Source organism: Bacillus sp. PK3-067 (genome assembly GCF_056738645.1).
Map to the genome: position 1 here is coordinate 2,730,515 of NZ_CP096490.1, position 22,895 is coordinate 2,753,409.

21 protein-coding genes and 2 pseudogenes are annotated in these 22,895 nt (G+C 33.6%); 9 read left to right on the forward strand and 14 right to left on the reverse strand.

Going from position 1 to position 22,895, the window contains the following annotated elements:
- Positions 1–845: 845 nt before the first annotated feature.
- Positions 846–1,574 (forward strand): hypothetical protein, encoded by a 729-nt coding sequence (locus M1D73_RS14055; RefSeq protein WP_000360493.1) that lies wholly within the window; start codon positions 846–848, stop codon positions 1,572–1,574.
- A gap of 241 nt (positions 1,575–1,815) precedes the next feature.
- Positions 1,816–2,372: pseudogene (locus tag M1D73_RS14060) on the forward strand (GNAT family N-acetyltransferase).
- A gap of 137 nt (positions 2,373–2,509) precedes the next feature.
- Here the strand turns inward: M1D73_RS14060 and M1D73_RS14065 are convergent.
- Positions 2,510–4,585: a HelD family protein gene (locus tag M1D73_RS14065; protein WP_000065173.1), complete on the reverse strand. Its 2,076-nt coding sequence runs from the start codon at positions 4,583–4,585 to the stop codon at positions 2,510–2,512.
- A gap of 320 nt (positions 4,586–4,905) precedes the next feature.
- On the opposite strand from M1D73_RS14065, the gene M1D73_RS14070 reads away from it, so the two are divergent.
- Positions 4,906–5,751, forward strand: a complete 846-nt coding sequence (locus tag M1D73_RS14070; protein WP_001099767.1) for a CPBP family glutamic-type intramembrane protease — start codon at positions 4,906–4,908, stop codon at positions 5,749–5,751.
- A gap of 54 nt (positions 5,752–5,805) precedes the next feature.
- On the opposite strand, the gene M1D73_RS14075 is transcribed toward M1D73_RS14070, so the two are convergent.
- Complete coding sequence (locus M1D73_RS14075; RefSeq protein WP_000274908.1) at positions 5,806–6,186, reverse strand: gamma-glutamylcyclotransferase family protein; 381 nt, start codon at positions 6,184–6,186, stop codon at positions 5,806–5,808.
- Positions 6,187–6,211: 25 nt separating this feature from the next.
- On the reverse strand, positions 6,212–8,329 hold the full coding sequence (recQ, locus tag M1D73_RS14080; RefSeq protein WP_000494260.1) for a DNA helicase RecQ: 2,118 nt from the start codon (positions 8,327–8,329) through the stop codon (positions 6,212–6,214).
- 263 nt (positions 8,330–8,592) lie between these two features.
- Between recQ and M1D73_RS14085 the strand changes: the two genes are divergently transcribed.
- The 4 genes from M1D73_RS14085 (at position 8,593) to M1D73_RS14100 (ending at position 11,186) form a co-directional block, all read left to right on the forward strand.
- Complete coding sequence (locus M1D73_RS14085; RefSeq protein ID WP_000682743.1) at positions 8,593–8,754, forward strand: hypothetical protein; 162 nt, start codon at positions 8,593–8,595, stop codon at positions 8,752–8,754.
- Between the two features lie 686 nt (positions 8,755–9,440).
- Positions 9,441–10,064: a hypothetical protein gene (locus M1D73_RS14090; RefSeq protein ID WP_000287728.1), complete on the forward strand. Its 624-nt coding sequence runs from the start codon at positions 9,441–9,443 to the stop codon at positions 10,062–10,064.
- Positions 10,065–10,242: 178 nt separating this feature from the next.
- A complete protein-coding gene (locus M1D73_RS14095; RefSeq protein ID WP_000606231.1) occupies positions 10,243–10,599 on the forward strand; it encodes a hypothetical protein in 357 nt (118 codons plus the stop codon).
- 134 nt (positions 10,600–10,733) lie between these two features.
- Positions 10,734–11,186: a hypothetical protein gene (locus M1D73_RS14100; protein WP_000877572.1), complete on the forward strand. Its 453-nt coding sequence runs from the start codon at positions 10,734–10,736 to the stop codon at positions 11,184–11,186.
- On the opposite strand, the pseudogene M1D73_RS14105 reads toward M1D73_RS14100, so the two are convergent.
- The 4 genes and pseudogenes from M1D73_RS14105 to M1D73_RS14120 all read right to left on the reverse strand — a co-directional run bounded on the left by M1D73_RS14105 (position 11,171) and on the right by M1D73_RS14120 (position 14,328).
- Positions 11,171–11,361: pseudogene (locus M1D73_RS14105) on the reverse strand (hypothetical protein). The gene M1D73_RS14100 and the pseudogene M1D73_RS14105 overlap by 16 nt on opposite strands.
- A gap of 217 nt (positions 11,362–11,578) precedes the next feature.
- Positions 11,579–12,409 (reverse strand): GH25 family lysozyme, encoded by an 831-nt coding sequence (locus M1D73_RS14110; RefSeq protein ID WP_000540604.1) that lies wholly within the window; start codon positions 12,407–12,409, stop codon positions 11,579–11,581.
- Positions 12,410–12,852: 443 nt separating this feature from the next.
- Positions 12,853–13,587 carry an N-acetylmuramoyl-L-alanine amidase gene (locus M1D73_RS14115; RefSeq protein ID WP_000135290.1) on the reverse strand — a complete coding sequence of 245 codons (735 nt, stop codon included), beginning with the start codon at positions 13,585–13,587 and terminating at the stop codon, positions 12,853–12,855.
- A gap of 291 nt (positions 13,588–13,878) precedes the next feature.
- Positions 13,879–14,328, reverse strand: a complete 450-nt coding sequence (locus M1D73_RS14120; RefSeq protein ID WP_000820903.1) for a DUF6884 domain-containing protein — start codon at positions 14,326–14,328, stop codon at positions 13,879–13,881.
- Positions 14,329–14,572: 244 nt separating this feature from the next.
- Between M1D73_RS14120 and M1D73_RS14125 the strand changes: the two genes are divergently transcribed.
- Entirely contained in the window at positions 14,573–14,761 is a 189-nt protein-coding gene (locus M1D73_RS14125; RefSeq protein WP_000789486.1) for a DUF4017 family protein, read from the forward strand.
- A gap of 318 nt (positions 14,762–15,079) precedes the next feature.
- On the opposite strand, the gene ppaC is transcribed toward M1D73_RS14125, so the two are convergent.
- The 3 genes from ppaC to M1D73_RS14140 all read right to left on the reverse strand — a co-directional run bounded on the left by ppaC (position 15,080) and on the right by M1D73_RS14140 (position 17,584).
- Positions 15,080–16,009 carry a manganese-dependent inorganic pyrophosphatase gene (ppaC, locus tag M1D73_RS14130; RefSeq protein WP_086395547.1) on the reverse strand — a complete coding sequence of 310 codons (930 nt, stop codon included), beginning with the start codon at positions 16,007–16,009 and terminating at the stop codon, positions 15,080–15,082.
- Between the two features lie 159 nt (positions 16,010–16,168).
- Complete coding sequence (locus M1D73_RS14135; RefSeq protein WP_000742279.1) at positions 16,169–16,834, reverse strand: lytic polysaccharide monooxygenase; 666 nt, start codon at positions 16,832–16,834, stop codon at positions 16,169–16,171.
- Positions 16,835–17,080: 246 nt separating this feature from the next.
- On the reverse strand, positions 17,081–17,584 hold the full coding sequence (locus M1D73_RS14140) for a GNAT family N-acetyltransferase (protein WP_001245258.1): 504 nt from the start codon (positions 17,582–17,584) through the stop codon (positions 17,081–17,083).
- Between the two features lie 105 nt (positions 17,585–17,689).
- Here M1D73_RS14140 and M1D73_RS14145 point away from each other — a divergent pair, with 105 nt between their 5' ends.
- Entirely contained in the window at positions 17,690–18,331 is a 642-nt protein-coding gene (locus tag M1D73_RS14145) for an HD domain-containing protein (protein ID WP_000875112.1), read from the forward strand.
- A gap of 65 nt (positions 18,332–18,396) precedes the next feature.
- Here M1D73_RS14145 and M1D73_RS14150 read toward each other — a convergent pair whose 3' ends face one another.
- From M1D73_RS14150 to dapA, 4 genes are all read right to left on the reverse strand, one after another.
- Positions 18,397–18,789, reverse strand: coding sequence for a carboxymuconolactone decarboxylase family protein (locus M1D73_RS14150; RefSeq protein ID WP_183128499.1), 393 nt, complete (start codon positions 18,787–18,789; stop codon positions 18,397–18,399).
- A 72-nt stretch (positions 18,790–18,861) separates the two neighbouring features.
- Positions 18,862–20,352 (reverse strand): alanine/glycine:cation symporter family protein, encoded by a 1,491-nt coding sequence (locus tag M1D73_RS14155; protein ID WP_121868274.1) that lies wholly within the window; start codon positions 20,350–20,352, stop codon positions 18,862–18,864.
- Positions 20,353–20,481: 129 nt separating this feature from the next.
- Positions 20,482–21,966, reverse strand: a complete 1,485-nt coding sequence (locus M1D73_RS14160; protein WP_121868275.1) for an aldehyde dehydrogenase family protein — start codon at positions 21,964–21,966, stop codon at positions 20,482–20,484.
- A 17-nt stretch (positions 21,967–21,983) separates the two neighbouring features.
- A complete protein-coding gene (gene dapA / locus M1D73_RS14165) occupies positions 21,984–22,880 on the reverse strand; it encodes a 4-hydroxy-tetrahydrodipicolinate synthase (RefSeq protein WP_061113185.1) in 897 nt (298 codons plus the stop codon).
- Positions 22,881–22,895 lie beyond the last annotated feature (15 nt).

Sequence of the window (22,895 nt, forward strand, 5' to 3'; positions counted from 1 at the left end):
TTATACTATGTATCGTACAGTATTAATGTGACAAAAACTATAATCATTTACCAAAAAACGGATAATAAAAAGCGCAAATTATATGATTTTTGCTTTTTTAGCTAAGTTATATATCTATAGCACTCTAAAAGGTAGCAACCTTAACTACTAATTTTGAAGTTCCAGTAATGCTATATTAAGTTACAAATATCGTATACATATGATGTGAACATAACATTTCACTATAGGAAGCTATAAAAATGGCGAATTACCATGCTTGAATGATTCCCGTTTTCAGCACCTAATCAACGTTATTTCCTTCATAAACTTCATCTTGTTCAAAATCTTTATTTTTGTTTGGTTTATTAGAGAAAAATAAAAAAACAATTAAATTAGGTTAATTGTTTTTCAAATGCAAAATCTTTATTTTTTTAAATAATCTATGATATTCGAAAAGACAAACTCTCCAAATGCAAGTGGTATATAAATAAACCATAACTTTAATATTGCCTTTGTTTCTTTGTGATCAGAATCCCCCATTAAAACCAACTCTATCCTTTTTCTTCTAATATTTTCATTTTAATTCCAATAACAAGGAAATTATACCATTTATTAATGTTGTAGTCTATGTTTTCTAAAAATTAAATAAATACTAATATTTCATTACCTTAATATCCAGATAAACATAATATTTTTTTACGTTTCATCTTCAAAGTCTATAATGAGTCCTGTTAGAACTGCTACATTACCAATCAATTGGATCCCGCGACCAATAAAATCCATCTTAAATTCTTCCCACTTTAATTTATGTAATGATATAATAACACTAAATTTTCAACACGTGCTTAATAGATTGGGGACTTATAATGGATAAACCTCTCACTGCATTACAAACTATTATTATACATATGAATACAAATGAACATTGGCATGATTTTATTTGTTACTGTCAGCATCGCGAAGCGGGACTTCGAAAATTAGCTTATAAACATTTAGAGACATTTATTTCAAATGCAAAGAAATGGGAATCAAAAGATCAAGAAGAGTTTGCCATTTCGTTGTTTACTATTTTAGATGCATTAAACGAAAAAGATGAGGTCTTAACTTTCTCACTAAATAGTTTTCTAATTGACATTCTATATAGATGGACAGAAAACAACCCGATTGATTCAAGACCTTTTAGATGGATAGGAATTTATATGGACTCTAGCAATAAAGATGACGATTTAGAAAAATTCCTTCGAAAAGCGATTGAATTAGGTGGTGATACCGAACAAGAAGCTATGATATACCTAGTTTCTAATTACATCCATACTTTAGAATTTGGTACACATGAATTCCCTTCAGGTTATTGCGGAGATTTAAGCGAATGTATAGAAAAACTTCCCTATATGCTTCAATTAATTAATAGAATTCAGAATAAGAACATAAAGGAGCAAAACATTGGTCAAATACAAGAACAACTACACTTAATTCTAGATTGGTTAAAACATACACAAATTCCAGTAGATGCTGTTCGTGTACGGAAAAAAGAACAAACTAAGGAATTAGAAAAGGTCATTGTATATTATTTACACAACAGCTCAAGTCGTTAGTTCATCTTGTACAGAGATAATAAAGTTGTTTAAAACATAATAAAATTGTTTAAAAAACGCCAGTCATATTATTAAACAATCAGGCTATATAACGGAATAAATTCTTGTAAAAATTAAAAATATCTGAAATAATCGTCATTAAGTTGAAGCAGAGCGATTGAAGAAAAAGGTGATACGACTTTTTCTTACTTAATAATCGTACGATAGTTAAAAAATTCAACTAATTATATTCCGAAAGGGTGTGTGTAGTATCTTATCAACTAATGTTTTTACTTATAAATCTAAGGATGGAAAAACAATACTAATTAGAGAAGCTAAAGAACAGGATGCAGAAAGAATACTAGATTCTGCTTCAAAAGCTTTAATAAACGCTCCATACATGCTAAGTACGGTTGAGGATGTATGGAGCGTATCGATGCTATTCAAAAAACGTTAAAAGCTTATCATGAAAATCCAAATTATGTACAGTTTATTGCTGAAGTTGATGGTAAGTTAGTCGGCTCAATAGATTTTAAGAACGGAAACAAAGAAAAAATTAGTCATCAAGGGGCTTTTGCGATGACCATACTACCTGAATATCGAAATTATGGTATCGGAAGAGCTCTTCTAGAAACGTTAATCAATTGGGCTAAAAATAACAGTAAGATTGAAAAAGTTTGTCTTGAGGTAATGGAAGATAATCTAGGTGCAATCCAGTTATATAAGAATCTAGGCTTCTTTGAAGAGGGTAGAAAAGCAAAGGGTGTAAAATTAGATGATAGCTACCAAAATTTAATATTAATGGCTTTATTCGTTTAAAATTGAACATTAATTTCAATATAAAAAGAGGATCTTCATGGTCATCTCCCTGTTAAGTAGACAGTAATAGAAATCCTCTTTTTATATTTATCCCACATTAGCTTGCAGTAAAACTCCCCACTGATTATAGTTCCACTTTATTTTAATCCTTTAATTAAAGGTGACGCTTCCCCACTATGGAAAATCCATAAGTCATGAAGTGATCTCGTACATCCGACATATAGTAATTTTGCATCATGTTTTGTGTTTTTGTAATGTTCTTCATCCACATCAATTAAAAGCACCGCATCAAATTCTAAACCTTTCGCTAAATAGACAGGTACTACTGATATACCACCTTCATATTTACTTTGGTTTGCTTCAATTACGTTGACCGTTAATCCTGCATTTGTTAATTTCACATATATATCACGGCATTCATCTTCTGTTCTTCCGATTACCGCAATTGTTTTCACATCTGCATTTTGCAAATGTTTTACCGTCTTCACAATTTCAGTAAATTGATTTTCTGCATGAATTACTTTCACATCTTCTCCACTGCGGAAGACTGGTGTTGCGAGTCCTACTGGGATTTCTGCATTTTTAATTATTTCATTTGCAAATTCAATAATTTCTTTTGTAGAACGATAACTTCTTGTCAATTCATAATAACCGGTTTCTTGGAATACTTCCTTAAAAGCATTCCAATCTTCAATTCCTTGGTAATCATAAATCGCTTGCGATAAATCACCTAATATAGTGAAAGAATTACCTAATGTAATTTCTTTTAATACATAAACTTGGAAAGGCGAAAAATCTTGCGCTTCATCAATAACAACGTGATGAAACTTCTGCCCGATTTCAATCCCTGTTATACGATGATGTATGTATATTAAAGCTGGTAAATCTTCTACATACACTTCTTTTTTACGACAACTCTTTTCTGTTTCTTTAACAAGTTCTTCAGGTAATGCCTCAAGTATTTCTTTACTTTTTACTATTGAACTATACAGTGAAAGAGCACTCATTTTCGGCCAAAACTTCATATATGCGTTCAGTCTCTTAGTCGCTTCTTTTTTTAGTAATTTTTTCTCGTTTGTTTCCCCGAATTTTTTAAGCTCAATTTCAATCCAGCGCTTCATTCGTCCTACTAATCGTTCTCTTCTTTTCTGTAAAGGATAATGTTTATATTCAACTTGCATCCATTTTTTAATATCTTCTACTGGAATAATCGCGCTATCCCACGCCTCAAAATCTTTTGTCGGAACTAACTCATTTTCAAATTGGATCATTCTCTCTTCAATAAACGTCTTAAATTCCAACGTACCCTTTAATTTACCTAGCATTACCTTCTTTTCATCACGATTAATTGAAAATGCTTCTTTCAATTTTTCTTCTGTCTGCTTTAGTTTCACTGAATCATCTAACGTACGTAATGCCCAATCCGGAAACGTTGTTTGATTAATATTCCCTACACCTAATTCAGGAAGTACACTCGAAATATAGTCTAAAAACAGACTATTCGGCGCAAATACGATCATTCTTTCTGCTTCTAGTTGTTCACGATATTCATAAATTAAAAAAGCAAGGCGATGTAAAGCAATTGTTGTCTTTCCACTCCCTGCAACCCCTTGAATAAGTAATGGTAAATTTCTTTCCGCTCGAATAATATCATTTTGTTCCGATTGAATCGTTGAAACAATATCCTTTAGCTTATTATCTTTATTCTCACCTAATCGATATAGAAGAAAATCATCGGCATGCGATACATCTTCATTTCCTTTTACATATGTATCAACAACACGTTCAAGTTCTCTTTTTCGAATGGAAATGTTTCGTTTTAAATACACATCACCTTCTACTAGCCCATCTGGTGATTGATAAAATGCTAATTCGTCTCCACCGGTAAATGAATAAAACATACTTGCGACAGGTGCCCGCCAATCGATAATGATTGGCTTCATCGTGTCCATATCCGAAACCCCTACTTTTCCGATATAAATCGGCATAACTTCTTCTTTTCCATCTTCCTGAAAATCTAACCTTCCAAAGTACGGCTCTTGCACACCAATACGTAAGTTTTGTCTATTAGACTCCCTCATACTTTCAAGAATTTGCTCTTTAAAATCTTCTCCATAATAAACTGGGATTTTTTCAAGCTTATCCAATTGCTCATCCATCGTATGTAAAGTATCCTTCATTTTTTGTAACTCATCTTCAAATATGTTGCTCATTTCGACGATTCCCTCCTGTCCGTTCTAATTTTTCAGTCGAAGTATCATTGTATTAAAAATCCAATCATAAAGTCAATAGTTTCTATTTAAATTTTCCGAAAAAACTTACTTTTCATCTTTCTAATTTAAAAAGAATATGCAACATCTAAATCACACAAATACACATATAGTATAATGATGCATGCAAAAGATACTACTTTCTATTTGTCTCCTATTTAATTTATCTATTAAAAAACATTGTAAAAATTAAAGAATTTAATCAATGGGCGTTTTACTGCCCATAAATAGTAGGATAAATAAAAGTAAAGGAGGCTCTTCAAATGAATGTCGCGAAAAAGAAATCACTAAAGTTATATTTACTTATTTTTGTATTCACTGTTTTGGCCAGTGGATGGATTGGGGTATTTCTAGATTCTCTTCTAACAAATCAACCTGAAGGAAACACTTTAGGTATGGGATTATGGCTAATATTACCTTTCCTCGTAAGCATTTTACTTAGAGTTATTAGCCGAGATTGGAATGATTTTGGCATCAAACCAAATTTGAAAGGAAACTTTATATGGTATTTCACTGCACTACTTATTTATCCATTCGTTACAGTAATAACGATAAGCATATCGCTCATTTTTGGAGTAGCTCATATTTCTAGTTTTGATATATCCACGTTATTGTCACTCATAGTCATGTCTTCTATTGGTAACTTTATTAAAAACATTTTTGAAGAGTTTTCTTGGCGCGGTTATTTAACTCCAAAGTTGATTGAACTAAATCTAAACGATTGGTACATTTATATTATTTCTGGTTTCATTTGGGCACTTTGGCATGCTGCATATTATATAGTCTTTTTGCCAAATGAATATTTTGAATCTATCTCAAGATTAAATATGCTTTTATCTGGCTGTATCCTTATGGTTTGTTGGTCAATTATGTATGTTGAAATATATAGACTTACAAAATCCGTCTGGCCATGCGTTATCATGCATGCGATTGAGGATGCTGTTCCTACTGTTTTAGTTACCCTAACAGGGATTATTACCCTTACAAACAGTAGTGATTTTTGGTTAAATCCTATTAGCGGGGTCGCTGCTACTGTTTTATTTCTCGGAATTGGAATCGTACTAAGAACTATAAGAATAAAAAGAGAACGACAATTATTCACACAATAAAAAGCAGATAATGAATTCGTCATTATCTGCTTTCCAATTTTTAAAACTACCTTATTATATTTTTTGATACATAAGCCAGTCACCAGAGTCTATCACTTTCTTTAACATCTTTTTATCTTGAGCGATATACACATATGCCTCAATTTCCCTATCAGCAACATATACTGTTTGCGTGATTCGATCATATAAATCAGTCTCCGCATTACCTGTATATTCTTCTAGTTCATCTAACTTACACAATATCTCATCATTTACTACATAAACTTCTCCATACACCTGTTCTTCAATCGAATAAGTCATGGCCGGATATCCTTCGTTCGTATCAAATAATTTGCCATATGTCCAAGCTCTGTCTGCGATGCATGTTGCACCTAGCATATAATGAGCATTCGTTTGTCCTCTTCTTAACGTGCCATAAACGAAAACATGATACATAAATTCTTATCCCCTTTATATGCCTCTACTTTCTTATTTGTAAATAAGCACGAATCATAAAGTAACTCACTTCATTCGGAAGCTGTTCTTTAATAGATTTCAGACCACCATCTGCATTTTGAACAGCAGTTTCAATAAGAGATTCATACTCTGATGGAACAAAGCTTTTCCAATCTACTTCCATTCCATCCTCATAGCAGCGAATTAAATGGTTTTCGATTGTTTGTCTTGATAAGTTACGTTCTTTTGCAATCTCATTCAAATCAATACCTTGTTTATACATTTCATACGTTTCTAAATGAGAATTTGCGGACGCTTTTCCTGACTTTTTACGCTCTGAAACTACTTCTGTCTTAATCGTTTCAGCATAATTTGGATTTTCCTCAATAAAATGCTGAACTGCTTGTAAGAAGTGCGAGCCATATTTCACAAGTTTGTGTTCTCCGATACCTTTTACCGTCAACAATTCGGAATCACTTTGCGGCATTTTCACACACATATCTTTTAATGTTTGGTCAGAGAAAATAACGAACGGAGGTACACCTTCTCCTTGTGCAATTTCTTTACGTACTTCACGAAGCACTTCAAATAAAGGATGGTCTTGAACAATTTGTCTTGTCTCTACTCGTTCTTTTCGTAAAACATTCTCTTTACCAAGTAATACTTCTTTCCCTTTTTCAGTTACTTTTAACGTCGGATAAATGCCATGCTCAACTGCAATTAACTCGTCTGAAATTAAAAACTCAATAAACTCACTGACCTCTTTTACACTACGGTTCGATAAAAGCCCATACGTTGGTAAAGTATGAAAATTAAATTCAATAACTTTCTTATTCTTCGACCCAGTTAATACTTGCGCTATCATTTGCTTTCCAAAGCGTTGGTTCGTTCTAATCATGCATGATAAAACCATTTGTGATTCCCTTGTCACATCGATGCTCTCGCGATTGTCTGTACAATTACCACAGCGTCCACAATCTTCTTTCGGTTCTTCTCCAAAGTATTGCAAAATGAATGATTGTAAACATTGTTCTGTATGACAGTAATCGGTCATATTTTGCAATTTTTCAAGTTCATTTGAAAAACGTGATTCTCCAGTTGATTGATCAATTAAAAAACGCTGTACTTGTACATCTTGAGAAGAATATAACAATATACATGTACTATCTAATCCGTCACGACCAGCACGTCCTGCTTCTTGATAGTAACTTTCCATATTTTTTGGAAGCTGATAATGAATTACGTAACGAATATTCGATTTATCAATACCCATCCCGAATGCAGATGTTGCTACCATTACACTTACTTCATCTCGTAAAAAGAGTTCTTGTTGCTCATTGCGATCAATATCACTCATACCAGCGTGATATTTTGATACAGAAACTCCTGCCTTCATTAAATCTTCATATAACTGATCGACTACTTTTCTAGTAGCTGCATATATAATCCCAGATTCCTTTTGATTTTGACGAATATAATCCGCCAAATATGCATTTCGATCTTGCCCTTTAATAACAGAAAACGATAAGTTCTCACGCTCAAACGTTGTCATAATTGTATTTTCTTTATTAATTTCAAGTGTATTACAAATATCATCACGTACTTGCGGTGTTGCTGTTGCTGTTAATGCTAATACGAGCGGCTTTTCTGGAAGATAATCTAATATGCGATGTATATGTAAATAACTTGGACGGAAATCATGTCCCCACTGTGAAATACAGTGTGCTTCATCAATCGCAATCATAGGGATTTTCATATCGATAAGTTGGTCAACAAACTCCATCGAATCAAGACGCTCAGGCGCGACATAAAGTAATTTGTAATGTCCTTGTTTCGCTAATTGAATTCGCTGATTTGCTTCAGCAATAGAAATAGAACTATTAATATATGTAGCTGAAATGCCATTTTGTACCAATGTATCTACTTGATCCTTCATAAGTGATATTAAAGGAGATATAACCAACGTCGTGCCTTCAAATACTAATGCCGGAATTTGATAACAAATTGACTTACCGCCACCCGTTGGCATAATACAAACTGTATCTTTCCCATCTAGTACATTTTTAATTGTTTCATCTTGTCCTCTTCGAAACGAAGAATAACCAAAGTAGGACGCTAAAAGTTCTTGTGCTTTAGTAAACAAAAAAGAGTCACCTGCTTTTCTTTATCTTTCATCTACTTCTATTATATCAATCACTTATGCGACTTGAAAGGGATGGATAAACGCTTATTGTTTTTTCATTATTCTATATTTAATATGAATTAGCATCCGTGTTTTATATGTTTTACAACATTTATAACGTAAATCCAGTACACAAGAAGAAAGAGTTTCAATTTAAATGTTCATTTTATTTCCCTTTCTTGAATACTACTAATCGTATACATATAAATTCAGGAGGTTACTATATGAAGCATCGTAATATGAGTTCCATCACAGCGAAAACGAAAACACAAAAACTCCAATTCTCTAATAATGATGCGTGGAAATATGAATCATACTATAAGTATCAGCCATTATTCTCTTATAAAAAGCTTTTTAATTTTCTTTCTCAACTTTTTAGACGTTAATATATGCGCAAAAAATATATCATTCACAGAATTTTTCTCAATATTAAATGTATAGACTTACTACAATTCAGTTGTTACCATATATAATAATCTGTTGGATAAACCCCTTAAGTTGACCTGCTTATATTAGCAGGTCTTTTTCATGATTACATACTTCTGTGTACCTCGATCTCACTTCCAAGTCTTTTCTCCATTTTATAACCATATTTAACTCCCAACAATTCATGATAATCATGAATTGTTGGGAGTTAAATTGTTCACATATAATTATGCAATTCTTCTTTCTCAATACACAAAAGACATTTTACTTGTTACTATAAAAGTACTCCAGATGAGTTTTTTGCTCATCGACATTATCTAGTTATTGGGGCCTGCCGCGGGAAGCAGGTCCCTTTGACTGTATGAAGGTCCTAATTTCATTTGGACACATTTACCAGGGTTTTTCAAAAGAATTTTATGATAACATTACGTAGTCGAGTCCGACATCTCGGCAATACCCTTTTGAGGGTCTGCAACTTCCCTTGCAGACCCTCTTTTACTTTATATTCAATTTATTCATATATACCACAACATCATTCATTGAATTTCTCCATTTCAAATTCCCTAAAAATAATCTAGGACACGTAACTAAAAATAAATCTTCATCATACTTTGAGTTATACATGTTCAAAGGAGTGTTACTATTTATGTATTCTTATTGGCAATCGTATTACTCCCCCTACCATAACCCTTATGTAAACTATGATTTATCCGTACGGAACTACCGAATTAGTAAAAATGAGAATTTTTTAAAAGGGTATATGCGTTCTTTATGGGAACAACACGTCGCTTGGACGAGATTGGCTATTATAAGTATAGTCTTTAATTTACCAGATGTTAACGTTACTGTTGGACGACTTCTACAAAACGCAACACATATGGGACTATCACTTGAACCATTTTACGGTGAGGATGCAGTGAAAAAATATAGTGCATTAATTAAAGATCACTTAGTAATTGCAGCGGATCTTGTTAAAGCCGCAAAAGCTGGTAATCAAAATGCAGCGGCCGCTATAGAGAAAAAATGGTACGCTAATGGTGATGAAATTATTGAATTTCTTAACAGTATCAACCCATATATAGATAAAGAAGAATTTAGAAAAATGTTTTATGAACATTTAGCACTAACGAAAGCAGAAGCACTTGCCTTCCTAAATAAAGATTATGAAGCAGGAGTAAAACTTTACGATAAAATTGAAAAAGAAGCATTAGAAATGGCCGACATGATAACAAACGCAATCGTAAAACAATTCCCGCAAGTATTTCAATAAAGTGAAACTTTAATCAGAGTAGATATTACTACTAAGTAATACTTGATAAAAATAAGTCGGTTTCCAAACATAAATCGGCTTATTTAGTTTTCTCTCCATGATATTTCACCTCTCCTCTTTACATTTAGCTTATATCGATATATTTTATTAATATCCGTTTTTTATAGGAGGAAATAGTTTGATTAACGCGATTGGTCTCGTTTTTATACTTACAAATAAACACGAGAAAAAAAAGAAAGTTTACTTAAATGAAAAATTTGCACTAATAGATATTATTGATTCTAAAGAAGTATTTGATGATGAAGGGAATCCTTTAGTAGAACTAACATGTAAATACAGTATATATTTAGATGAAAAATATTACTGTAAATCTCTTGATGATTATACCGGACAAGTATTTCCTTTCTTAAGTGCAAAAATAGGAAAAGGTCTTCTAAGAAACTTAAACTACTACTTTTCTTACGTTGATGCCTATGATAAGAAACCACCAGTTAAAGAAATAAGACCACTTATGAAACAAGTAACGAACAGATAGCCAAAAATACAAAAAAAGAAAGCATCTAACTCTGGATGTTTTCTTTTTTATTGAAAACTCATTAACTTTCATCCTCTTCTAAAAGTATGTATCCAAGCATATTTTAAATTAAAAACATTGGAGGATTAGAGTGAATGAAATACTCAGAAACAATTATAAGCAAACGACTTCGAATACTTAAAATGACGGGTATGTTTTTCATGCTAGTATTAATAGCATGGATTGGCTATACAAAATTACTTTATGAAAACGGCTTTCTTCAAGAAAAAAAGAATTCAGTAGAAGTAATGAACACTAGCATTACAGGAGAAATAGAGCAGCTTTTTCATATAAACTTGCAAGGTTATCGAAAAACAAGCCTTGATGCTGTTATAGAAGCAAGCAAAACCGATCCAAGTGAACTATCCCTAATTGAACTGGTCAACAAATCCTGCTCGCGAGATTGCATAGGCGAACCAGTAACATATGTAAACTCAAACAATGGATATATCTTTTATAAGGAATCTAATGGAACTAATGTAGCTATAACGGTTAAAAAGAAAGACACATGGGTAATTGTAAAGAAATCTGTTCAAGATGGAATATAATCACCCAAAAAAAGAGTACATAATCGTACTCTTTTTTATTATTAATACCCTTCCTCTTCATGAATACAATGGCATTTCGGTTTTGTTTTACAATGACATTTTTCACACTCACATTTCGGTTTCTCTTTGCAACAACATTCGTGAAAATCATTGCGTTTACATCTACATCTCCCAAACATTAAATTATCCCAAAATGTATTACAATTTCGGGAATGCCCACAATGACAAGTATTTCCCATGAATCTGCTTCCTCCTTAATAGAATTCATCATATTCTATGTTTGAAAGTATACAAAGGCTTGTTTATTAGTCTATTTTCTCCATATTATAAGTAGAGTTAAAAGATTACATAAAAATAAAAAAACGTCACATGACGGCTTTTTATTTAGCAAACTACTCTTTTGTATAAAAATATTTAATTCCTTTCGTATCTAACCAAGCAGTTGCTTTGTCCAGTTCATTCCCTTGACGATAATCTGTTTCGAAATACACAAGCCCTTGATTATCTCCACGAGATATTATTTTAGAAGTATATCCAAGCTTATCCATCATTTGAATCATGTCAGGAATTAAATTTACACCAAATTCATAAGTAACTACTTTGTTATATTTATTCACTATAATTCCAACCCCTTCTTGTTTTTTTATCGGCTCAACAATTTGATTTGTAAACCAAGCTAACGGCTTATTTCCAATCAGCTTATTTAAATCACATTTGCCGATACCAGCCACATTGCCTGTTTCTGTGTATTGCCAAATATCACATGGATATGCCGGTTTGTTACCACCATAACGAGGAATCCATACAAAATCAGAATTGACATTTGCCATTCCAAATGGAGCATACATATGATGAGCAATATATAAACCAGCCTTCTTAGCTCCTAATCTGCGTAATTCATCAATAAAAGCTTGTGCACCCGCTCTCATATCGTTCATTGTTCTTACTTCTACGTCAGCTACCCAAACTGTTGCATTTTTATCACCACGGTTCCAAAAGTCTCTTGCTTCTATCTGTGCATCCTCTACTGAAACGAAACGACAGAACGCATAATTACCAAACGGAATATTCCGTGCTTTCATTGCTTGTACATAATTTTTATATAAAGGATCTACATAGTTTGAACCATCTTGCACACGTGCAATTACGAAATCCAATTGTGGTGCTGCGATATCCCAGTTAATGTCGCCATTCCATTTCGAAATATCTACAATATAACCCATTATTTAACATCTCCTTTTTCATTATTATATTCAAAGCTTGTTTTTTTGCTATTATCAACTAATAAATAGTATGAGAGGTAGTATATTATTGGGTAATAATTTAAAATTCGGCTTATGTATTGAGAAAACAAAATATTATTACAGGTTTAACAAGTAAAGATTTACAAAGCTCTAAACTATATAAAGTGAAACTATAATTAGTAGGAGGCTACGAGCAGTGAAATTCCCACTTAATTTCTTAGCTTCATCCGAATTTTGAGATAAGAATTTTACTGCCCACAAATAGCTAGATAAACAAAACCACCTTTCTGACAGGTGGTTTTGTTTACTAATTTACATATACATTGTCCATATTTTTATAGTTACATAATTATTAGTTACTTAATATAGTTGTTAACTAAATATAAGACAATTTTTAGTTTTTAATCAAACTAATTTTCATTTTATCTCACGTACTCATAGTACCATTTTCGTGCATCTAACCAAGCTGTAAATTTATCGATATTTCCAGACGGATAGCCATTCGTTATAGCATAACCAATGCCATCTTTCTGAACGACAATTTGTCCATCAATACCCGCATCTACCATAGCTTGAGCCAAAGCTTGTAAATTACTAAATGCTACACCACCAGTTTTTACTTTGAGCAAATCCGCTGCACCTCCTCCAGTTTGTCCTGTAAGAGCAAATACAACAGAATTAGCGATTTTATCAACATTCCATTTTGCCATATCAGATTCATTGTCAATAAATCCTAATTCTATAAGAATAGCAGGTGCTTTCGTCCCATTTAATACCGCTAAATCTGTACGCTGTTTCGCACCTCGATCACGCCATCCAATATCTTTTGCTAGTTGAGCTGAGATTTTAGCCGCCAAATCTTTCTGATCATAATACAAAACCTCAACACCCTGTCCATTTCCATCACTTGCATTAAGATGAAAAGAAATAACTAAATCCACAGCATGGGAATTGCTATTCCGAATGATATTATTTAAATTTTGTGATTGAGTTGCCCCTACCTCGTCCGTATCGTCATAAACCGTGTGTCCTAGGGATCTTAACTTAGCCGCCACAGCATCTTTAACTTGCCTATCTAAAACGTGTTCTTTCCGATTCCCAAAATTAGCACCTTGAACAATACTATTGTGTCCTCCGTGCAAACTATATCTGGCCATTATTTATCAACATCTCCTTTCTTAATATCCTATTCAAAACTTGTCTTATTGCTATTCCCACTTACAATCTTAACTGTACCCATATGTCCTACATTTTCTAGAAGTGAAGCAATTTGTTATCGATATAAAAAAGCTATCGCTTCATAAATCGAATGATTTATTCTCTAAATTACTTTTACATGAATGACGACACGAACAAAAAAAAGCATCACCCTTTCGGCGATGCCTAAAAACTCTATTTTACTTTTCAGCTCTCTAAATAAATAGAGTTTAAAATCACTGAAACTACACCTATATTTCCTCCCCTTCCTTCACAGCTTCTTTCAACCTCTGCAACATATATCCAATCCCTTTACACCCCTCTAGCGGATATGTAATCATTTCTTCTGGATATAACTTTGTCACTACTTTTTTATGCTTCTTCCCTGCTAGTAAGACGATTTCGTCAAACTGTAATAAACTTTTATCTACCATCTGTTTTTGTAATTGCTCTATATTTATTACCTCATCGCTTTTTGAATCAAATGCAAGATCATAGTTTTCTAATACAATATCATTTGGTCTTAAAAATCCATGTTTCGCCGATAATATAACCCAGTTTTCGAAAAACATAGTTGCGTACGCCTGACATGCTTTTCCGAACGGACTAATATACACATCTTTTGCTTCCATCGGTCCGTAGTCTGAATGTTTATCCCAAATTTTCTTTTTTCCACATGGAATTATACATATCCTTTTCATATATATTTCTACTCCCTTTACTTTGGTAAATAAAATTCATTATTTTGTACATTTTTCTCTCAAAATACTATATAATAATTCTGAAAAGTTTAAATTACACATTTTACCATATATGTACTATGGATCACTCTCATTGCAAATATTATAATACCATAAAAATTTTTGCATTTTTTTCTTCAAATTTTTTATAATTAAATTGAAATATTATGATTTATAAATTAAATTAGGAAGGAGGTCCATAAAAATGAAAAATATTATCCCTGCACTATTAGTCTATTTTATTGTTTGCGTTATTTCCGTTATCATCCCAGCATCTGAAGGCTATAATTATGTCGGCTGGAAGTTATTTGTTGGGCAAGTGTATGCGATACCTATTTTCTTCATTACTACGATAATCACATTTTATATAAACAAGAAAAAATCTTACGAATAAACGATTATAAGGATAGCTAACGCTATCCTTATTTTAATTCGTTAATCAAAACTTTATATCCTTTCTTCTAAAAAGTTAAACGCAACATCTGTATTTCAGCGTTTAAACGCAGTTCCTCCGAAATCCAGCTCTCTAATTTTGAAACAGATGCAATATTTTTTCAAAAAGCCCCTGTAATTTACTTTTCAATACTTCCATATCATTAAGCATACACAATGCGACTGTTTAAAAGTTAAAAATTTCTGCTTATTATAAATAAAAAAGGACAAGTAGCCAATCTGACTACTTGTCCTTACTGTTCATCTGTACGCAATACGATTAAGCTTGGAATGCTTCTGTTAATACTGGTACGATTTGTTTTTTACGAGATACAACACCTTTTAAAGTAGCTGTATTGTTTTCTAGTGATACGTTGTATGCTTTCTCAACAACGTTTGCTGCTTTACCGATCGCAAGACCGACAGAATCGTTAGTTAAGATATCAGTTACAACGAATAAGAATAGGTCTAAACCTTTTTCTTCTACTACTGCAGAAATTACTTTTTCAAGTTCCGCTTGGTGTACAAGAACGTCGTTTGTATCAACAGCGTTTACTTGTGCGATTTCAACTTTCGCATTATCCATTTGGAATTCTTTAGCGTCAAGAGAGATTAATTGCTCCATTGTTTTTCCGCTTAAGTCAGCACCAGCTTTTAACATTTCTAAGCCGTAGTTATCTGCATCTACACCAGCGATTTGCGCTAATTCACGAGCAGCTGCTACGTCTTGTTCTGTGCAAGTTGGAGATTTGAATAGTAAAGAATCTGAAATGATTGCAGATAACATTAAACCTGCAACTTCTTTACGAATTGTTACGCCATTTTCTTTGTACATTTTGTTTAAGATTGTAGCTGTACAGCCAACTGGCTCACAACGATAGTATATAGGATCGCTTGTTTCAAAGTTAGCAATACGGTGATGGTCAATAACTTCTAACACACGAACTGATTCGATATCGTTAGCACTTTGTTGACGCTCGTTATGGTCAACTAAAATAACGTTGTCCACTTCGCTTGCTACTGTCTCAACAAAACGCGGTCCTTCTACTTTAAAATAGTCTAACGCAAATTGAGTTTCACCGCTGATTTCGCCTAAACGTACAGGCTCAGCATTCATTCCTAATTCTTTTTTCAATTCTGCATAAGCAATTGCAGAACAAATTGCATCTGTATCTGGGTTTTTATGCCCGAAAACTAGTACTTTTTCCATGTTTTCCACCTCTTCATGAAAAGGATATCTTAAAGAAGCAAATATGACAATATTTAAAGCATATTTTTTTATAAATAATTGCACTTTCTTCTATATTTTTCATCATTTTCATAAAAAAATCATCTAAAATGAATTAGATGATCGAAATGTATGTTTCAATTAAAATAGTGTAGGAGCTTGCACTACATTGTTAAAAGCGAAATTTGAGGATAAGCCATTATTCAAAAGGTTTACATCTATAACTTGATAAAACGCATTTCCAGTGTCTGCAATTTCCCAAACAGCTAAAATAAGATGGTATCCACTACGGTCAGTTGGTACATTTGCTTCGTGCGTTACTGTCGTCCCTGGTCTAGCTCCACCGTCATTTTTCACATAGAATGGCACTAAATCTAAATCCGATCGCGTTAAAGGTTTATTTGGATTCCAACCTTTTTTCGTAATATAATATTTCCACTCTTTTGTACTATGAGGAGCCGTTAGTTTCCACTTGAATGTATTCGTCCCGCCATTTAACGTAACTTTCTTCCACCTATCTACAGTTTGAACATCTAAAGCGGGAAAATGACCAGCCCCTGCAATTTGTCCATCAGAAGGTCCTAGTTGCGGAAATCCACCTATCCCTTCTACGCTTTGTGGTTCATATTGAATCGGTCCACAATTTACATTTACCCCTTGCTTACATAAATAAGATCGGCTCGCTGGTGATTCTACATATCCATGAGCTGAAGCCTTTTCTGAAAATCCAAATGTTAATAATCCCGTAAGTAATACTCCACCACTTAAAATAACTTTCTTCATCTTTTGTAAACTATTCTTTTTCATACTTTCATCCCCTTCCGATAATAAAGCGAAAATAACTATAGTTGGCTAGTCATCTTCTCTACATTTATTATAAGACGAGAATCATTACTAAAAGAACCCTCTAAAAAATTTCTCAAATTCATTTAGTGCGTTAATTAGATTATAATTAACTATTTTAACACCGCCAGAAAAATATAGACTGTGTTAAAAATAGTTGTTTATTATTCACTTACTAATAATTAAGCACTCTCCCCGTTTGATTATACCTTAAATGTTTTTATAATAAATAACCGTAGCATCTAACTTACCATTCGGAGAAATTGCATACCCTGGTATTGTTCCAACTTCTTGGTAGTCTAGTGATTTGTACAGTTTATTGGAAGGATCTCCTTCTCTAGTATCTAATACTAAAAGAGACCTGTTTTCTTGCTTTGCTCGTTCCTCTGCTTTTTGCATAAGCGATCGTCCAATACCGTTACGTCTAAAGTTTGGATGAGTCATTAATTTGCAAATCTCGGCTCTATGAATTCCGTTAGGCTTAGTAACTAATTGTAATTGAATACTCCCTGCTACTTCGTTGTTTATTTTAGCCACATACAATATCACTTCTGGCGCTAATACTGTTTGCCAATACTTTGTTGCGTCTTTTTGTTCCAGTGGAGGCAAAAAACCAATTGATGCCCCATCATTTACAACCATTTTCAAAAGTTTCGAAAGTTCTTCCATATCATTTTCTAGTTGCTTTATTTCTTCAATTACTAAATTTCGCATTACTTTTCCCCCTTTTGTTTCATTGTAACAATTTTTAAAGAAGGAATAATGAAATAATAAGATGAATTTATAGAAAGATATGATTTTTTGTGAAAGGATAACGATATGAAATATATATTAGATAGAACGTACGCAAAAGAATTACTCGAATGGGCATATGAACAAAACCCGGGCCCTTGGTTTGAACATTCACTACATGTTGCTCATGCAACTGAAAACATAATTATAGAACTTATTAAAAATGGGTATAACCTAGATGCTGACATAGCATATAACGCTGCCCTTTTGCATGATATCGGAAGATACAAAGGTTTTACCAAATCGGTCATTCATTCCTATGATGGTTATATGTATATGAATGATTTAGGGTATACAGGAAACGCTGTTATTTGTGTGACACACTCATTCCCATGCAAAAATGAACATATAGATATCGCAGCGGAATGGAGTCTCGTTCCTGACCATATGAGAAGCCGGTTAGTTGAAATATTAAATGAACATTGTAACTACGACTTATACAATAAAGTAATTACTCTTTGTGACGCTCTTGCTGATGCGGGTGGCTTTACTACGCTGGAAAGAAGATTAATTTCTGTTGGTTTGCGTCATGGTACAACATCTCATACATCTTTACATTGGAAAGGGTTTTATGCGATTAAGAAAGAATTAGAAGCTTTAATCGGTAAGAGTATATACACAGTTCTTCCTGATGTAGAAAAATCTATTTATGAAGATATAGAATATTAAATTGAATACAAATTTAATTTCAAATAAAAAACGTTTTAAACATAAAGTTTAAAACGTTTTTTTATTCAATGCTTTTGATTTTTCAGTTCTGTTAAACACTCTTGCACTAAAGTTACCGCTTGACTCATCGCAGCTCCGCCAGCAAATGCTGCTGAAACACCACATGCTTCCAGAATCTCTTTATCCGAACATCCTTGATCAAGACAACCTTTTGTATGATAAATTGTACAATACTCATCTTGCGTTGCTAAACTAATTCCTAATGCAATAAGTTGCTTTTCTCTTTTTGTTAAAGCATCCTCTTGAAAACAAGCTTGCGTGAACGCATTATATGTCTCAGCGATTTCAGGAATTTGATTTGTAAAACTACCTATACCTTCTTTATAATGATGTAGAATATCATTTATCGAACTATGTTGCTCATGTTCCATCTTATTCCCTCCAGTCATATTATCCATACTTATTGTAGTATGTGATGAAATGGAGGCAATATACCTTCTTTAGAATTAAGAATTTTCAGTTAATTTAAGTTATAATTTTAAATTATCATCTACAATAACTTTTTCTCTAGAACGTTTTCTTTCAACCTCTTTACTTCTTTCTTCCCAAAAGGTTAATCCTTCAATCCCCACATTTTTAGGATTAAATACTGGATCTTTCCCTTCTTTTTTCTGCGTTTCATAATCTTTTAACACTTTTAATGCGGTTTTACTTAAAAGTAAGATTGCGATTAAGTTTAACCATGCCATACTACCAATTCCTAAATCTCCAAGATCCCATAAAAGCGACGCTGATTCAACACTACCGATGTAAACCATAATTAAAAATCCAAATTTTAAAACTGGTTTTAACCAGCCATACTTCAGTTGACGATCTAAATAAGTAAGTGTCGTTTCAGCGATATAGTAATAAGCGAGTAGCGTTGTAAATGCAAAAAAGAAAATCGCAATTGAAATAAATATTGGACCAAACCCTGTTATCACAGTTTCAACTGCTTGTTGTGTATAAATTGGACCAGCTTCCACATTTCCTATGTTTTGTACAATAGCGGTTTTCCCTTCAGGTATAACATTATACATACCTGTTATTAAAATCATAAGAGCTGTCGCTGTACATACGACAATTGTATCGATATATACGGAAAATGCTTGAACTAATCCTTGTTTTGCAGGATGCGATACTTCAGCAGCAGCCGAACTATACGTCGCTTCTCCGACACCAGCAACGTTTGAAAATACAGCGCGTTTTACGCCCCATGCAATAGCTGCACCAACAATTCCACCAAACATTTCATTTACACCAAATGCGCTAGAGAAAATTAAAGCAAACATACTTGGAATCTCCGTTACATTCGCAATTAATATGATACATGTAACAATTACATAACCAATTGCCATAAATGGAACAAGCATTTGAGAAACGCCAGCAATTCTCTTTACACCACCAAAAATAATTGCTGCTAGTAACACGACTAAAAATATACCAGTTATATATTTGCTAATACCATTAGAGTTTTCGAATCCAACTGCGATACTACTAGATTGAATACCTGGTAATAACACTCCATACGAAAGTGTTACAACTACCGCTACAATGACTGCAAACCATTTCATTTTTAAACCTTTCTCAATAAAATATGGAGTACCGCCGCGATATTCATTCCCTACTTTACTTTTGTATACTTGAGATAATGTTGATTCTACAAACGCACTCGCTGCCCCTAACAAAGCCATGACCCACATCCAAAATACAGCTCCAGGCCCGCCGAAAGCGATAGCTGTCGCTACCCCTGCAATATTACCAATTCCAACTCTTCCCGATAAGGCTAAACAAAATGCCTGAAAAGATGATATTCCTGTCTCTGAACCCTTTCCTTCAAATAATAGTTTAATCATCTCTTTAAAATAACGAATTTGCAAAAAGCGTGTTGCAATCGTGAAATATACGCCTGCCCCTAATGCAAAAACAACTAAACCGATACTCCACACTTGCCCTACTAACCATTCTACTAAATTCTCCATCCAAATCCCCCTTATCATTCTTTGGAAAAGCAATTTTGTATATAAAAAACGGACAACTATTATCAAACTTTCTAGTTGTCCGCATCTTTCATTATTTCATCCCTCAATTATTTTCAGTAAAACGTCCTATTACTTTATATTTACCCAAACACTTTTCACTTCTGTATAATTATCAAGCGCATATGAACCTAACTCGCGACCAATACCAGATTGTTTGTATCCACCAAATGGTACAGCTGCATTTTCTAAGTTATAATCATTAATCCATACTGTTCCTGCTTTTAATTTATTTGCCACTTGATGACCCATTTTGATATTTTGCGTCCATACACCCGCAGCAAGGCCATAGGATGAGTTGTTCGCTCGTTCAATTACTTCTTCTGTCGAATCAAATGGAAGTACAACAACAACTGGTCCAAATATTTCTTCCTTAACGATTGTCATATCGTCTGTAACGTCTGTGAATACAGTTGGCTTAACGAAATAACCTTTTTCAAGCGCACGTTCGCCACCAGCCGCAACTGTAGCACCTTCTTTCTTCCCTTGCTCAATGTAATGTAACACACGCTCTTGTTGTTTCTTAGATACGAGTGGACCCATTTCCGTTTCTTTATCCATACCTGCTCCAAGTTTTACGGTGTTCGCCATTTTCACAAGTGCATCTACTACAGTTTCATAATGTTTACGATGAACAAACACACGTGATCCTGCGCTACAATTTTGACCGTGATTATACATAATACCTTGGAATGCACCATTAATTGCTTCTTCCAAGTCCGCATCTTCTAAAATGATATTTGGTGATTTTCCGCCAAGCTCTAACGTTACATGCTTAATCATTTCTGCAGACTGACGCATAATATACTTTCCAGTAACAGTAGATCCTGTAAAAGCAACTTTATCAATGTCATGGTGATTTACAATTGCCGTCCCTGCTTCAGGACCAAATCCTGGTACAAAGTTTACAACACCGTTTGGAAATCCAGCCTCTTTAAAGAGTTTCGCTGTATACAGTAAAGATAAAGGCGTTTGCTCTGCTGGCTTTAATACGATCGTACAACCTGTCGCCAGTGCAGCTCCCATTTTCCAAGAAGACATAACGAGCGGAAAATTCCACGGAATAATCTGACCTACAACACCTACAGGTTCATGTCTCGTGTAATTTAAGTAATCTTTTGAAATTGGTATGGTTTGCCCAATAATTTTTGTAGCCCATCCTGCGTAATAACGATAATTTTCTACAGTCGCTGAAATATCATCATCAAGTGCTACTTGATATGGCTTTCCATTATCTAAAGCTTCTAGTTGCGCTAATTCTTCTCTATGTTCTTCAATTAAATCTGCTAACTTATAAATAAGATGCGCTCTTTCAGCAGTAGTCATTTCTGCCCACGGACCAGATTCAAATGCAGATCTTGCCGCTTTTACTGCAGCATCAATATCCTCTTCTTGCGCTTCACATACGACAGCTAGAACATCTTCTGTAGCCGGATTATACGTTTCAAACGTCTTTCCGCCAATAGCAGAAACAAATTCGCCATTAATAAACATTTTAATTTCTTCATTTAGAAACACTTCCACTTTTGGTTTCAGCTCAATATTTGTCTTTAACATTATGTTCTCCTCCTTATTTAAACAGCTGCATGAGCTGCAATATTTGATAAAATCATTTGAAGCTTTTGATCTTCGTCAGCAGTTAACCCTAGTCTTGGATAGCGAGAAGGTCCTCCGGCTTGCCCATGTAATTCCATAGAACGTTTAACGATTTGAACATATTTCCCTGATCCTTCAAGAAACTCGCAAAGTGGTAAAATAGCATCGTTTATTTCCCACGCCTTTTCTAATTCACCATTTTGAAAATGCTCATACATTTTTGTAACGAGACCGGGAACGATATTTCCTGCTACTGAAACCCATCCCGAGGCACCAACTAAATATGATTCCATAACTAAATCTTCAGAACCACAGAAGACTTGGAAAGCCCCTTCACTTTGTCTTACTAAATCTCTTGCTTTTCGAATATCTCCGCTAGATTCTTTAATATGTGTAACATTTTCACACTCTTTTCCAATACGGAGCATTAGCTCTGTACTCATATCAACACCAGAAGTAAATGGATTATTGTATAACATAATTGGTATATTTACAGAGTTTGAGATTTCTTTAAAATGAAAATAAATCTCCTCTTCCTTCGGTTTACAATAGTAAGAGTTTATAATTAATGCACAATCCGCTCCGTGCGCTTCTGCATGTTTCGTATATTCAATTGTTTCTTTCGTCGTCTCTGCTGCAGTTCCAACAATGACTGGAATACGGCCATCAATTTCTTTCAACACGGTTTCTACCATTTTAAATCGTTCTTCTTTTGATAAACTTACAAATTCTCCTGTACTTCCATTAATGATGATACCTGCAACGTTTTGTTCGATAAAGTAATTTACATTTTGTTTTACCCCATCCCAATTAATTTCCTGAAATTCATCCATCGGTGTTATTAATACTGGAAATGCCCCTTTAATTTTTTGCATATTTATCTCTCCTTA

What these genes read in the sequence shown, in the direction of transcription:
- M1D73_RS14055 (WP_000360493.1), top strand. Translation starts at nt 846, where the DNA reads ATGGATAAACCTCTCACTGCATTACAAACTATTATTATACATATGAAT.
- M1D73_RS14065 (WP_000065173.1), bottom strand. Translation starts at nt 4,585, where the DNA reads ATGAGCAACATATTTGAAGATGAGTTACAAAAAATGAAGGATACTTTA.
- M1D73_RS14070 (WP_001099767.1), top strand. Translation starts at nt 4,906, where the DNA reads ATGAATGTCGCGAAAAAGAAATCACTAAAGTTATATTTACTTATTTTT.
- M1D73_RS14075 (WP_000274908.1), bottom strand. Translation starts at nt 6,186, where the DNA reads ATGTATCATGTTTTCGTTTATGGCACGTTAAGAAGAGGACAAACGAAT.
- M1D73_RS14085 (WP_000682743.1), top strand. Translation starts at nt 8,593, where the DNA reads ATGAAGCATCGTAATATGAGTTCCATCACAGCGAAAACGAAAACACAA.
- M1D73_RS14090 (WP_000287728.1), top strand. Translation starts at nt 9,441, where the DNA reads ATGTATTCTTATTGGCAATCGTATTACTCCCCCTACCATAACCCTTAT.
- M1D73_RS14100 (WP_000877572.1), top strand. Translation starts at nt 10,734, where the DNA reads ATGAAATACTCAGAAACAATTATAAGCAAACGACTTCGAATACTTAAA.
- M1D73_RS14110 (WP_000540604.1), bottom strand. Translation starts at nt 12,409, where the DNA reads ATGGGTTATATTGTAGATATTTCGAAATGGAATGGCGACATTAACTGG.
- M1D73_RS14115 (WP_000135290.1), bottom strand. Translation starts at nt 13,587, where the DNA reads ATGGCCAGATATAGTTTGCACGGAGGACACAATAGTATTGTTCAAGGT.
- M1D73_RS14120 (WP_000820903.1), bottom strand. Translation starts at nt 14,328, where the DNA reads ATGAAAAGGATATGTATAATTCCATGTGGAAAAAAGAAAATTTGGGAT.
- M1D73_RS14125 (WP_000789486.1), top strand. Translation starts at nt 14,573, where the DNA reads ATGAAAAATATTATCCCTGCACTATTAGTCTATTTTATTGTTTGCGTT.
- ppaC (WP_086395547.1), bottom strand. Translation starts at nt 16,009, where the DNA reads ATGGAAAAAGTACTAGTTTTCGGGCATAAAAACCCAGATACAGATGCA.
- M1D73_RS14135 (WP_000742279.1), bottom strand. Translation starts at nt 16,834, where the DNA reads ATGAAAAAGAATAGTTTACAAAAGATGAAGAAAGTTATTTTAAGTGGT.
- M1D73_RS14140 (WP_001245258.1), bottom strand. Translation starts at nt 17,584, where the DNA reads ATGCGAAATTTAGTAATTGAAGAAATAAAGCAACTAGAAAATGATATG.
- M1D73_RS14145 (WP_000875112.1), top strand. Translation starts at nt 17,690, where the DNA reads ATGAAATATATATTAGATAGAACGTACGCAAAAGAATTACTCGAATGG.
- M1D73_RS14150 (WP_183128499.1), bottom strand. Translation starts at nt 18,789, where the DNA reads ATGGATAATATGACTGGAGGGAATAAGATGGAACATGAGCAACATAGT.
- M1D73_RS14155 (WP_121868274.1), bottom strand. Translation starts at nt 20,352, where the DNA reads ATGGAGAATTTAGTAGAATGGTTAGTAGGGCAAGTGTGGAGTATCGGT.
- M1D73_RS14160 (WP_121868275.1), bottom strand. Translation starts at nt 21,966, where the DNA reads ATGTTAAAGACAAATATTGAGCTGAAACCAAAAGTGGAAGTGTTTCTA.
- dapA (WP_061113185.1), bottom strand. Translation starts at nt 22,880, where the DNA reads ATGCAAAAAATTAAAGGGGCATTTCCAGTATTAATAACACCGATGGAT.